This is a genomic window from Undibacterium sp. (assembly GCF_030683615.1).
Taxonomy (GTDB): Bacteria; Pseudomonadota; Gammaproteobacteria; order Burkholderiales; family Burkholderiaceae_D; genus Undibacterium; species Undibacterium umbellatum.
The window spans coordinates 37,276-49,728 of record NZ_JAUXQE010000037.1 but is presented as its reverse complement, the minus strand read 5'-3'; the positions used below and the strand labels follow the sequence as shown (position 1 = coordinate 49,728).

Sequence of the window (12,453 nt, the reverse complement as noted above, 5' to 3'; positions counted from 1 at the left end):
CACCGATTGTATAAACATGCAAGAAATATCCACCAAACCTTATTTTATGCGTGCCATCTATGAATGGTGCACCGACAATGGCTTTACCCCTTATATGGCCGTCAAGGTCAACCATGCTGCCCGTGTCCCCATGGAATTCGTCCGGAACGGTGAAATCGTACTCAATATCAGTTTCGGCGCGACAAGTGGCCTGAAGATGGACAATGATGCCGTGGTCTTCAAAGCCCGCTTCGGTGGCGTATCCCGCGAAATCTATGTACCCGTGGAAAATGTCCTGGCAGTCTATGCAAGTGAAAATGGCCAGGGCATGGCTTTTGAAGTCGACCTCAGCGGAGCTGAAGAAGAAAATGAAGTTGCCGCCGCAGAAGTTGAAGAAACGGCTAAGCCTGTACTGGGCCTTGCATCGGTGAAAAGCGCACCTTCCCCAGTGGAAAACCAGGTTTCTACAGATGAAATAAAAAAATCTGAAAAAAAATCAGAAAAGCCCTCGCTAAAAATAATAAAGTAGCCTATAATCTTGGTCTTCGGGAATGTAACGGCAACGAAGCAAAAACGAATAAAGTTTCGCCGACTTAGCTCATTTGGTAGAGCAGTTGACTTGTAATCATCAGGTGGCCAGTTCGATTCCGGCAGTCGGCACCAAATTAAGAACCCATCGTTAGAAATAACGGTGGGTTTTTCTTTATATCTTCAAATTTCTCATCCTTTTTGTCGTGCCGCCGTGGCTCATGCAGGGTATTGAGTACTCGTCACGCTTCCATCGACTTTCCTAGTGTGCCATCGCCGCATGCTTCTCGCCATATTCTTTTCCAGTGTTTGTCTTTATATGGAAAAATACAAAATATTAATCCATGTTAAATACCAGTCTGGAAACATCCGATGTCACCATTTAATATCTTCAACCGTATTTCGCAAGCGCCTACCAATCCCAGGCCTGTGGTCAAGCCACGGCAGTTTGATGTGGCGGCCCTGTACCAGGGGCCGGTGCAAAGCGGGGCGGCAGCGGTGGCAGGTGAGCAGGCGCTGGATGAAAAATTGCGCCAGGCGTATTTCTGGATAGTGAATAATGCCATCATCAGCCCGCACTACGATATTGAATATAATGAAGGTCCCAGCCAGACTTACGCGGTAGGCGACAGCAAGCGCACTTTGACACTGCCATCGGCGCAAAGTTATTCCAGCTTCATCCTGCTGCCACTGCTGACTTTTGTTACCCGCAAAAAATGCCTGTTTGTTGGTGGGCCAGGACGTGGCAAGACGGCCAGTGCTATTTTGATGGGCGTACTCTCCGGCGCTCCTGTGCGCGATGTACGTCGTGCCATGCAGCATGGCCATCCTCAGATGACGATTGCCGATCTGCTCGGCAACCCGCTGCCATCTGATTTGATGGCGGCGCAGAATATGGACGATATCCGCATCGCCTGGCGCAAATGGCTGGGTATGCGGGTCAAGATCGTCGATGAATATAACCGTATCCCCACTCGCACCCAAAGTGCCTTGCTGACAGTGATGGGTGACAATTATGCTGAGGTGCTGGGGCAGATTTTTGAATGTCCTGAATCGGCCTGGTACCTGACTGCGAATGATGACCAGGGTGGCGGCACTTATCAGGTGATTGATGCCTTGCGCGACCGCATAGACGTCACTGTGCAGGCACTGGCATTCAATCCACGCTTTTTGAATGACTTGCTGGTACGCATAGAAGAAAATATACGGCCAGAAGAGTTGATGCCGCGTGAATTGATTTTCACTGAGGAGGAGGTTGATCGCGCAGGAGAAGAAATCCGCCAGATTGAAGTGCCGCCAGAAGTGCGGCACAGGCTGGAATTTTTTTGCAGTCAGTTTGAATTGTTTGAAACTGCTGGTGCCCAGTTTGAATACATGACCAAAGACACGGCGCGACTATCCGGCATGGACTGGGGGCAGCTCGTAGCAGCAGATAATGGCCGCGACCGCCTAAAGGACCTGGGTTGCCAGACCATGAACGGGGTATCGGTCCGCAATCTCATGACCTTGTTGATTTTTGCCAAATCACTGGCTTATTTTCGCGGTAATAAAAGTGTGGAACTGGACGACCTGCGCCAGGTTCTGCCCTTTGTCTTGCTGGATAAACTGCATCCTGACATCGATGCCCCATTTTTCTCGCGTCCAGAAAACGCAGCCTACAAGACTGACCGCCTGGGCTGGTTGCGCCGCTTGTTTGATCTCTCGAATGATGAATTCAACCGTCTTGACCTGGACAGGGATGATCCTGTAGGAGAACTGGCTGCCGAATTCGCCCAGGGCTTGAACGATGTCAGTGAACGCGATACCAGAGCGAGGCTAATGAGAATAGAACGCCTGATCGGTGACCGTGTCAAAGGCCGCAAATTATATGGTCATTTATATGATGATTTGCTCAAGCTGAAATACCTGCACCAGCGCTATACCAATTATCTCAAGTGGCTGCGCTCGCAATGATATCCGGACCCTTTGCTCAGGTACTGGCGGCTGGGCGCAGCCAGTTTAATGCCAGGGTAGTAGAAGCCAGGCGGCGCTACCCTGCTTTTGATGTGCAGGCTCTTGCCGATTTTTTACAAGACGGTGTAGCCCCGGTCGTGCAAGCTGTATCAGCGCGCATGCCAGATAGACTTGCCGTGATTGCTCTTACTGCCTACGATATCGCGCTTGATCTGGTTGGCCAGGCTTTTACCGGTACCGGTGCACGCAGCAAGATTGTTGACAGAGTATGGCAGGATTTATTGCCAGTCTATACCCACATACTGGTCAATGCGCCGACGGAGGTGTTTGCCCTGCTCACAAATGCCGCACTGAATATAGAAAAGACGCCTGGCGCAAGAGTAGATCAATGGCTGAGTGAAATGAAAAACATCGCGCCACTGATCACCAGTTTGTCTGCCTTGCAGGCAACCGGGCAGGTATTGGCATGGCGTGCAGGCATGACGCATTTCAGGGAGGGGGGCATGGCCATTGCGGATACCTTGCCACCGGCTTTGTCATTGCAGATGCTGGGTGCAGAAGCAGGTAGTGACTGGCAACTGATAAAAAAACAAATGCAGCAAGACCCCTGGTGGTGCCCCGACATAAAGCAAATGAATGTGAACGAGCATGGCATTTCTATAGGTCATTTCACAGGCTTGGGCGGTGCTTTCCCAGCGCCGCCAGAGTTGCGTGCCTGTGAATATGGTTTTTGGGTAAAAAGTGCTGATCGCTATTTTTTGCTGATGGCAGATGTCTATGGGGCAGTCCTGCATGGGGCGAGCCAGGAGGAATTTGAGCATGGCCCTGTGCTTACTGGTCCCCTTGCGGCCACCGTACAGGGAAGTAGCTTGCTGACCAGACGAGGCAAACATAGCTTGAACTTGCCTGCAAAAGAATTGGTTTTGACTTGCAATCTGCATACGGTCGCGGTCAGCTCACCGTATACATATGGCATCAGCCTGTATCCACTGTAATGAATACGCAATCCACAGCTCAGCAAGTGCTGCTCGCAGCATGGCAGGCGGCGTGGCCACAGGCGCTGGCTGCATGGAGCAGGTTTACGCGCCTGCAAGAACCCCTATTGTGTGTAAGCCGCCTGGCTGCCTCGCAAGAAGGCTTGAGTGGCAGCTTTGCCATGATACGTCTGTCCGATCAAAGTGTTGTAGTGGACCTGGAAGGCATACAGCAACTAGGTTTGCAAGATTATGCCCTTGAAATTCTGGCGCATGAAGTTGGCCATCATGTGTTTGCGCCCGGCAGTGTGACTGAACAATTCCGCCTGCTGGCCAGGATACGCCGCGCCTTGCCCACGCTGGAAAAATTTGCGCCCACGGTCGCCAACTTGTACACAGACCTTTACATCAATGACAGGTTGCACAGGCAGGCCAGTTTGCGCATGGCAGACATTTATCTGCGTCTTGCGCAACATGGCAAAGGTCAGAGCGAAAACGCTGCGACTGCCAGCAGCCAGATCTGGACGCTTTACATGCGCATTTATGAGCAATTATGGAAGCTGGAAAAAGGCAGCCTGATTGCCAGTAATGCCGTCAGCCCAGAAATGGATACGGATGCCTGGCTGGGCGCACGTTTGATACGTGTATATGCAGGCGACTGGATGCATGGCGCAGGCAAGTTTGCCACGCTGCTGCTACCCTATCTGATTGCCGATAATGAAGCCAGCGCCAGCCAGCAAGCCCTCGCACATTGGCATGACACCAAAGATGCCGCAGCCGGTTGTGAACCCATAGGCGCGCAGGAGATAGAGGCGGATGAAATCGATGGTGCTGTCCACCCGGCCAATGACCCTCTGGTATCAGGTGTGGATGAGGTCATGACATCCCCAGATGAAAATACCGCATCGTCATCATCAGGACAAACCCGCGAGCCTTATGAATATGGTGAAATCCTCAGGGCCGCAGGCATACAGATGTCGGATCATGAAATTGCCATACGCTATTACCGTGAACGTGCCTTGCCACACCTGGTGCCTTTCCCCAAACGACCCAGGCCGCTATCACCAGAACCACAGCTAGAGGGGCTGGAACAATGGGATACAGGCGAACCCTTTGATGAAATAGACTGGCTGCAGACTTTGCTGCAGTCGCCGCACCCCATCCCTGGCCTGACCACGGTAAAACGTGCTTACGGCAACGAGCAGGGCAAAGACCCCGGACATATACCCATAGACCTGGATATGTATGTAGACAGTTCAGGTTCCATGCCCAATCCGCAGACGCATACATCCTACTTGACGCTGGCGGGGGCCATTATCGCCATGTCAGCTTTGCGCGCGGGCTCGCGTGTGCAGGTGACTTTGTGGAGCGGCAAGAACCAAACCCTGCAAACCAATGGCTTTGTGCGTGATGATGCGGAAATACTCAGTGTGCTGACCGGCTTTTTTGGTGGTGCAACCTGTTTCCCCATACCACGAATGCGCGACACATTTGCCAACAGAAAACCAGCGGACCGCGCCGTGCATATCCTGATGATTTCCGACGATGGCATTACCACTATGTTCGATAAAGACGAGCTTGGCAACGACGGCTGGGATATCTCCGCCATGGCCCTGGAAAAAGGACGTGCCGGTGGCAGCATGGCCTTGAATTTGCCATCGGACTGGGAAAAAGAATCCAGATACTATGCGCAGGTGCCACAGGACCTGAAGCGTGCTCGCGATGAGCAGGGATGGCATATCCATGCCATCACCGGGTTCGAGCATTTGATGGAATTCGCCCGCGTTTTCAGTCAGCAACATTATCTGAGATAAGCAAAAAAAGCATGGATAACATTGGCCCTATACTGGAAACCCTGACGCACAGGCTGGCAAACATACCGCCAGATTTCCTCGATGAACCGCGCATGGCAAAAAACAATAAAGGCGTCGCCGTGGCAGCACTTGTCAACGATGTATTGCGCATGCTGGGTAATGTATCGCCGCTCGATGGCCTGGAAAAATTTGATGGTATGGATGCGGGCAAAGACAGAAACCGTCTGGCCCTGACCATGATCGCTACTTGGTTGCTGGCAGATGAGTGGTTTATCAAAGCCGCGCTACCAGCGGCGCAGTTCATGACGATACTTGACCAGACTGTTGCTGAGTTGGCTGCTGCCACTGCCGCACACAAATTTGCCAGTGACCCTGACAGACGCGAAGAACTGGCCAGGGTAGTGCTGGCGCGTTTGAATTACCGACCCTATGGCGAAAGCCTGGCGCAAGCGACAGACAGATTATCCAGCATCAGCGGTATAGAGCGTCGCCGACTTGTCGAAGCCAGCCGCGCAGCAGAGCAGCGTGCACGCGCCATACGTGAAGCGCTGGCAAAGAAAGCGGCAGAAGAATCTGCCGATAAGTGGACGCGTGAATGAGGACACATGAATGAGCCTGGCTACATCACAAGAGATCAGCAATTTTCCGACCTTGTCTGAACACGGCAGGGCCATGCTGGATTTCATGACTGAACATCCATCTGCTCCCACCTTTCGCAATCAAAGTGGTAACCGCCTGCTTGAGAATGAAGTGGAAGAGCTGCGTGATTTTGAAAAAAAACATATAGGCCAGCCCATTACATGGGCCCCTGGCCTGGAACCTGACTGGCTCAGGCAATTCATTGCGCATGTCTTTACCCATGTCCCACATTACCGGGCCCTGGGTTCTGCTCCACAAAAATTTGCAGACATACCTACAATCAACCGCGCTGACCTGGCAGCAGATATTGCTGCCTTTGTGCCAGACACTGTGCCCCTGGAAAGGCTCATCAATTTTCGTACCACAGGTACGACTGGCCACCCCATGCTCATTGCTTCCCATCCTGTCGTGGCGGCACGTTACCTGACTTTCCACAAACGGGCTTTACTGCTGAATGGCATTCGACTGCGGCACGGACGCGGGCAAGTCGGCGTGGTGCTGGTGGGTTTCCAGCAGCGCTGTTTTACCTATACTTCGGTGACGCCCACCATGGATGATTCTGGCCTGGCCAAGATCAATTTGCATGTGGATGACTGGCGTGAACCAGAAGACCGCGCGCGCTATCTGGATGCGCTGGCACCAGAAGTCATGACGGGTGACCCGCTTTCATTTGCAGAGCTGACAAAACTGGAATTGACAAAATTGCCGCGCGCTCTGATCTCGGTTTCCATGGCCCTTTCAGCCGGTATGCGGCAGATGCTGGAAGCACGTTTTCACTGCCCTGTGCTGGATATTTATTCCCTCAATGAAGTCGGGCCTGTGGCTGTGTATGATGCCGCTGTTGGCGGCCATCTGCTGTTGCAGCCAGAATTATATGTAGAGATACTCGACAGTAAAGGCCAGCCAGTAGCAACTGGCCAGCGTGGTGAAATTTGTCTGTCTGGCGGCTTCAATTTTTGCATGCCGCTGCTGCGTTACCGCACAGGTGATTTTGCCTCAATGGCGATCAGTGCCAAAGGCCCCATGCTGGTCGGTCTGGCTGGTCGTTCCCCAGTCAGGTTTCAAACCAGGACTGGTGCCTGGGTCAACAATATCGACATCACCCATGCATTACAGGCCTTGCCGCTGCCACAATATGGTTTTCATCAACGTGCAGATGGCCGCAGCGTCATACGACTGGCCCCATCTGTCATGCACTTGGCGGACGAAGCAAAGCAGGCACTGGCAAGCTTATTCAATATCCGGCAGCTGATAGTAGAGACGATAACGACTGATAATAAAATACTGCAATACACATCCGACCTGGAAGGCGCTCACCCTTGATTTCAGCATTAGAATTGTCTGCCAATGCAGTCACCACAGCCTCCATTATTTTGGCAGGACGCAATAGCGTACACACCTGGTGGACAGGCATCATAGGCAGCATCTTGTTTGCCCTGGTGTTTGGCCAGGCCCTGCTGTATGCCGATGTATTGCTGCAGTTATTTTTTATCGTTACCAGCATGACAGGCTGGTGGCAATGGTTGAGAGGGCGTAATGGTAGGCCGCTACCAATTTCCAGGGCAGGCCATGCCAGCTATCTATGGTCCATACCTGTGGGTTTGCTGGCAACGCTGGGCTATGGGATGCTCTTGTACTACTGGACCAAGGCTTATGCCCCTTTTGTCGATTCAGCGGTACTGGTATTCAGTATCATCGCGCAGATACTATTGATGCAAAGGCGCATGGAAACCTGGGTATTCTGGCTGCTGGTGAATACCATCGCCGTACCACTGTATGCCAGCCGCGAATTGTATCTGACAGCTTTCCTGTATGCGTTTTACTGGATCAATGCCATTGTGTCCTGGCTGGCATGGCGGAAAAACCTGAACAGTGACCAGGCTATTTCTTTTGTGGTTGCGGCAAAATGAGCAAGACATTTCAGCGTGGTTTGATCGTCGGCAAATTCTGCCCCTTGCATAAGGGGCATGAATACCTGATAGAGCAGGCAATCGCGGCATGTGAAGATTTGCTGGTGATCAGTTATACCAAGCCAGAATTCCCTTTATGTGGCCCGCTAGTGCGTGAGCGCTGGCTGGAGCTGTCATTCCCGTATATCCAGCGGCTGGTCATCGATGATGCGATCCTGCAGCGCTTGTGTAGCGAACGCGGCATACAGGACATCCCTGAAGTTCCCCATAACGATGCCGCTGAGGATATACACCGGCAGTTCGTCGCCTGGCTATGCCTGGCGCTACTGGATAGCACGGCTGATGCTGTTTTCACCAGTGAAGATTATGGTGATGGTTTTGCAGCGGTGCTGACGCAGCGCTTTCAGCAGCATGATCCTGGCTTGCCTGTCGTGGCCCATATCAAGCTGGACAAGCAGCGTCTTACCGTGCCTGTGTCCGGGACCAAAGTGCGCCTGGATCCCCATGCAAATAAAGCGTATCTGTCCAGCCATGTGTATGCCAGCTTCGTCAAAAAGATTTGCCTGCTGGGTGCTGAGTCCAGCGGCAAGACCACCCTGGCCGAGGCACTTGCACGGCATTTGCATACCCTGTGGGTGCCGGAATATGGGCGTCATCTGTGGGTAGAAAAAGATGGGCAACTGGTGTTTGAAGATATGCAGGCCATCGCCGTGAAGCAACTGGCACATGAAGAGCAGTTGCGTCCCCAGGCAAACCAGTGGCTGGTCTGCGATACTTCGCCAATGACGACCTTGCTGTATAGCCTGGCGATGTTTCAACAAGCTTCAGATGCCTTACAAGACATGGCAAATACGCCCTATGACTTCATCATCCTGTGCGATATAGATATCCCCCTGATACAGGATGGTACGCGTCAGGACCAGGCTTTCCGGCTGCATCAGCAAGAATGGTATAAACAGCAACTGGCGCAGCGTACCTTGCCTTATTTGCGCGTTTGCGGCAGCCTTGAGCAGCGGCTGTCCCAGGTCATGAAATATCTGGGTGGCAAATAAAAATCATCATAATGCAGACTTGCCTTTAGATATGTAAAGCTGGCAGGCATTTTTCTGTGCTTTGTCTTGTTCAATGGGCTGCTGTGAACTGTGTGGCAGCCAAATAGTCTTAGTCAGGACATGGCATCCTGTTTAAACTCCGGTTGCCATATTCATTATAAAAATATTGAGGGAATTCATGAAAATCCGTTTCACATCCTGCGTCTTGCCGTTTTTGCTGATAGCTACGGCAGCCCAAGCCCAGGAGGGCATGCTCAGTCTTGAGATGATGTATCACCCCACAAAAAAAGAAAAATTCGATACCAAGCCCCTGACTCGTCTTGCCTGGGATGCGCAAAACCGATTGATAGAAACGCAAAGCAAGGATGGCATAGTCCAGCAATTTGTTGTTAATCCCGTCAACTGGGAAAAACAGGCCCTGGCTGCCGATGGCAATATCCTGGCCCTGATGACAGCCGCAGGCATCCCAGAGAAAGAAGCCAAGGCCCAGGTCGATAAGCTGACACCGCAGTTCAAACCAGATTTGAAATCGTATCTGTTCACTTATAAAAATGACTTATGGCTATTGGATATGCAGCAGGGCAGGGTCAGGGAACTGACCCATACGCCGGATCAGGCTGAAGATGAAGCTATCCTGTCACCTGACCTGCAATCGGTCGCCTATCTGAAGGGTAATGACATGTACCTGACAGACCTGCTCACAGCGACAGAAAAACGACTGACCACAGGCGGCAGCGAAACCATCTTCAATGGCCGCCTGGACTGGGTTTACATGGAAGAGATTTATGGGCGTGGTCACTTGCGTGCATTCTGGTGGGCACCAGATTCCAAAAACATCGCTTACCTGAGTTTTGATGAAAGCAAGGTGCCAGTTTACACTCTCAGCGGCGACCATCTGCAACCCATCAAGAGTGAGCGCACCCGCTACCCAAAAGCTGGCGATCCTAACCCTGAGGTCAAACTGGGTGTCGTTGACATGAACGGCAAAACCAGCTGGACCGAGAACCCTTATGCAGGCAAGGAAACCCTGATCGTACAGGTGGGCTGGACTCCAGATGGCAAGTTGCTGGCATCCTGGCAAGACCGTGTGCAAACCTGGCTGGACTTGCGCATCTATGATACGCAATACCGCAGCAAACAATTGCTGCGCGAAAGCAGCCCGGCCTGGGTGGAGCGTTTGCCGCTGCCACAGTTCTTGAAAGATGGTAGCTTTGTCTGGGCCTCTGACCGCACAGGTCACCATCACCTGTATCACTATGACCAGCAATACCAGTTCAAAGGGGCGATTACCAAAGGCGACTGGGATATACGCACTGTCTATGGCGTTGACGAAGCAAAAGGCAAAGTCTTTTTTTCGGCCAATGAACGCAATCCCATCGGTAACGATGTATATGCAATCAATCTGGATGGTAGCAAGCTGCAAAGGCTGACGACAGAATCCGGCACCCACAATGCACGCTGGAATAGTGCATATACGCATTTCATCGATAGCTGGAGCAGCCTCAAGCAAGCACCAAAACAGGCCGTATTCAATGCAGAAGGAAGGTCATTGAAGCTGGTCGATGATGCAGGCGTGCCAGAAAAAATGCAGAGCCTGAAACTGGGCAAAGTCACGCAACAGCAAATCAAATCGCGTGATGGCTTCCTGATGGAAAGCCTGCTTTTCTTGCCACCGGATTTTGATCCGAAAAAGAAATACCCAGTCTACCAGCATCTGTATTCAGGCCCCATGGCACCACAAGTGGTGGATCGCTGGAACAACAATCTCTGGCACCACTTCCTGGCGCAGCAGGGCTATATCGTCTGGGTACTGGATAATCGCAGTGCCAGCAACAAAGGTCTTGCCAGCGCCTGGCCCATACACAAAAAACTGGGCCAACTTGAACTGCAAGACCAGCTTGATGGACTTGACTGGTTACGCAAGCAGGGCTGGGCAGACATGGACAGGATAGCCCTGAATGGCTGGAGCTATGGCGGCTATATGACTGCGTATGCGATGACGCATAGCAAGGCATGGAAAATAGGTTTCGTTGGTGCGCCAGTCACGGATTACCGCTTGTATGACAGCGTCTATACAGAGCGTTATATGGGCCTGCCGCAAGACAATGCAGAAGGCTATGATAAGGGTAGTGTGCTGAAAGCCACCAAGGACCTGAGTGGTAAGATCATGCTCATGCATGGCACCATGGATGATAATGTTCATCCGCAAAACACCATCATGTTCATCGATGAACTGATCAAGAATGGCAAGGACTATAGCCTGCAATTGTATCCCGGTGTAGGACACAGCCCCCGCGGTGACTGGATTAACTGGTCTTTGCAAAAAGCCAAATGGGAGTTTTTGAAAAACAATCTGTGATCCTTTTCTGATGATTTGAAATGGGACAACGAAAACGGTGTAGAGGAATCTGCACCGTTTTTTTATTGCATCAAAGCTGATAAGGCAGATTGACGGGCTCGTAAGAATGCACTTAATAAAGCAGGGTAATCTTCACTGACCGCAGTCTGCACGGAAGTACGTTCCTGTAGGGATAGCCGCCATACCTGGATCTTGGGGTGGCAATTTAAAAATCCAAAATCTGCTATCCGTTCAAACACATCAACATAGCGAAAGACTGGTGCAAACGCGGCATCCACCAGGCTAAAATTTTTACCGGAAAAATAAGGCCCATCGCCTAACTGCTTTTCCAATTGTGCAAACTTGGCTTTTAATTCTGCTGCTTTGGCATCCAATATCTGCGCATCTGCGGCATTGTAAAAACCGCCTATGCTATTCAAGGTGGCTGAGGAAAATTCTATCCAGGCACGGTGTTGCGCCCTTTCCAGTGCGGCTTCTGGATGCAGGCAGGATGGCGTGGTTTCATCCAGGTATTCGCAAATCACAGCCGACTCGAAAATGGCTTGCCCATTGACAAGCAGTACCGGTGTCTTGCCCAGTGGTGAAACTTGCAAGAACCAGTCGGGCTTGTTCGCCAGGTCTATATCTATTCGTTCAAAGTCTAAACCTTTCTCTGCGAGGGTAATTGCCGCGCGCTGCACATAAGGGCAAAGCTTGTGGCTGATCAGGGTATATTGATTGCTCATGATTTGTCCCTTCCTTATGTCAATGAAAAGCGTGAGCTACGGCGGAGGGCAAACGCACCATCACCGAGCAACCAGAGCGCAATTGAAGTGACGATCAGAAACACTGGATATTCCCAGCCACCGTTAGGGCTGGTGTGCACCCAGCCATTACCGAAATGCACAGTAGCGGCAACCACCATGATAGGCACCAGTGCCAGCGCAATCTGGCGGCTGTAGATACCAAGAACCAAGGCCACACCACCAAGTAATTCAAGCGCAAACACGGGGTAAGCGAGAAAACCCGGATAACCTATGCTGGCAAAAAACTGCGCCGTACCAGGCAGGGTAAACACAAACAGTTTCAGCAGGGCGTGGGCTATCCACATGATGCCCAGGCTGATGCGTAATAAGGTGATACCGTAGGCATTGCTGCCTTGGTTTGCAGAGGGAATTGAGTGAGTCATTTTATTCTCCAAAAAGTGGTTGATGGAGCTACTATATAATTTCGGATTTGCAATGAAAATAGGCGAGAGTGCATACT

At 51.6% G+C, this 12,453-nt stretch carries 11 protein-coding genes and 1 tRNA gene; 10 read left to right on the top strand and 2 right to left on the bottom strand.

Annotation, left to right across the window (positions count from 1 at the left end; genetic code table 11):
• Positions 1–16: 16 nt before the first annotated feature.
• The 10 genes from Q8K39_RS19780 (at position 17) to Q8K39_RS19735 (ending at position 11,208) form a co-directional block, all read left to right on the top strand.
• Positions 17–508 (top strand): ClpXP protease specificity-enhancing factor, encoded by a 492-nt coding sequence (locus Q8K39_RS19780; RefSeq protein WP_186955608.1) that lies wholly within the window; start codon positions 17–19, stop codon positions 506–508.
• 58 nt (positions 509–566) lie between these two features.
• Positions 567–642: transfer RNA gene (locus Q8K39_RS19775), tRNA-Thr, on the top strand.
• A gap of 237 nt (positions 643–879) precedes the next feature.
• Positions 880–2,460: an AAA family ATPase gene (locus tag Q8K39_RS19770; RefSeq protein ID WP_186955609.1), complete on the top strand. Its 1,581-nt coding sequence runs from the start codon at positions 880–882 to the stop codon at positions 2,458–2,460.
• Positions 2,457–3,455 (top strand): hypothetical protein, encoded by a 999-nt coding sequence (locus Q8K39_RS19765; RefSeq protein ID WP_305262863.1) that lies wholly within the window; start codon positions 2,457–2,459, stop codon positions 3,453–3,455. The genes Q8K39_RS19770 and Q8K39_RS19765 overlap by 4 nt, the downstream gene beginning before the upstream one ends.
• Positions 3,455–5,248, top strand: coding sequence for a VWA domain-containing protein (locus Q8K39_RS19760; RefSeq protein WP_305262861.1), 1,794 nt, complete (start codon positions 3,455–3,457; stop codon positions 5,246–5,248). The genes Q8K39_RS19765 and Q8K39_RS19760 overlap by 1 nt, the downstream gene beginning before the upstream one ends.
• A gap of 11 nt (positions 5,249–5,259) precedes the next feature.
• Complete coding sequence (locus Q8K39_RS19755; protein WP_186955612.1) at positions 5,260–5,847, top strand: hypothetical protein; 588 nt, start codon at positions 5,260–5,262, stop codon at positions 5,845–5,847.
• A gap of 10 nt (positions 5,848–5,857) precedes the next feature.
• The gene (locus Q8K39_RS19750) at positions 5,858–7,210 is read left to right on the top strand and encodes an AMP-binding protein (protein ID WP_305262858.1); all 1,353 of its coding nucleotides are present in this window, start codon (positions 5,858–5,860) and stop codon (positions 7,208–7,210) included.
• Positions 7,207–7,797, top strand: coding sequence for a nicotinamide riboside transporter PnuC (gene pnuC / locus Q8K39_RS19745; RefSeq protein ID WP_186955614.1), 591 nt, complete (start codon positions 7,207–7,209; stop codon positions 7,795–7,797). Before Q8K39_RS19750 ends, pnuC begins: the two co-directional genes overlap by 4 nt.
• A complete protein-coding gene (locus Q8K39_RS19740; RefSeq protein WP_305262857.1) occupies positions 7,794–8,849 on the top strand; it encodes an AAA family ATPase in 1,056 nt (351 codons plus the stop codon). Before pnuC ends, Q8K39_RS19740 begins: the two co-directional genes overlap by 4 nt.
• Positions 8,850–9,027: 178 nt before the next feature.
• Positions 9,028–11,208 (top strand): S9 family peptidase, encoded by a 2,181-nt coding sequence (locus Q8K39_RS19735; RefSeq protein WP_305262855.1) that lies wholly within the window; start codon positions 9,028–9,030, stop codon positions 11,206–11,208.
• A gap of 62 nt (positions 11,209–11,270) precedes the next feature.
• Here the strand turns inward: Q8K39_RS19735 and Q8K39_RS19730 are convergent, their stop codons facing one another.
• Both Q8K39_RS19730 and Q8K39_RS19725 read right to left on the bottom strand, forming a co-directional pair.
• A complete protein-coding gene (locus Q8K39_RS19730) occupies positions 11,271–11,933 on the bottom strand; it encodes a glutathione S-transferase family protein (protein WP_186955617.1) in 663 nt (220 codons plus the stop codon).
• Positions 11,934–11,947: 14 nt separating this feature from the next.
• The gene (locus Q8K39_RS19725) at positions 11,948–12,376 is read right to left on the bottom strand and encodes a DoxX family protein (protein WP_186955618.1); all 429 of its coding nucleotides are present in this window, start codon (positions 12,374–12,376) and stop codon (positions 11,948–11,950) included.
• Between the last annotated feature and the right edge of the window lie 77 nt (positions 12,377–12,453).

Coding starts and splice junctions, on each gene's coding strand:
- Q8K39_RS19780 (WP_186955608.1), top strand. CDS start 17: ATGCAAGAAATATCCACCAAACCTTATTTTATGCGTGCCATCTATGAA.
- Q8K39_RS19770 (WP_186955609.1), top strand. CDS start 880: ATGTCACCATTTAATATCTTCAACCGTATTTCGCAAGCGCCTACCAAT.
- Q8K39_RS19765 (WP_305262863.1), top strand. CDS start 2,457: ATGATATCCGGACCCTTTGCTCAGGTACTGGCGGCTGGGCGCAGCCAG.
- Q8K39_RS19760 (WP_305262861.1), top strand. CDS start 3,455: ATGAATACGCAATCCACAGCTCAGCAAGTGCTGCTCGCAGCATGGCAG.
- Q8K39_RS19755 (WP_186955612.1), top strand. CDS start 5,260: ATGGATAACATTGGCCCTATACTGGAAACCCTGACGCACAGGCTGGCA.
- Q8K39_RS19750 (WP_305262858.1), top strand. CDS start 5,858: ATGAGCCTGGCTACATCACAAGAGATCAGCAATTTTCCGACCTTGTCT.
- Q8K39_RS19740 (WP_305262857.1), top strand. CDS start 7,794: ATGAGCAAGACATTTCAGCGTGGTTTGATCGTCGGCAAATTCTGCCCC.
- Q8K39_RS19735 (WP_305262855.1), top strand. CDS start 9,028: ATGAAAATCCGTTTCACATCCTGCGTCTTGCCGTTTTTGCTGATAGCT.
- Q8K39_RS19730 (WP_186955617.1), bottom strand. CDS start 11,933: ATGAGCAATCAATATACCCTGATCAGCCACAAGCTTTGCCCTTATGTG.
- Q8K39_RS19725 (WP_186955618.1), bottom strand. CDS start 12,376: ATGACTCACTCAATTCCCTCTGCAAACCAAGGCAGCAATGCCTACGGT.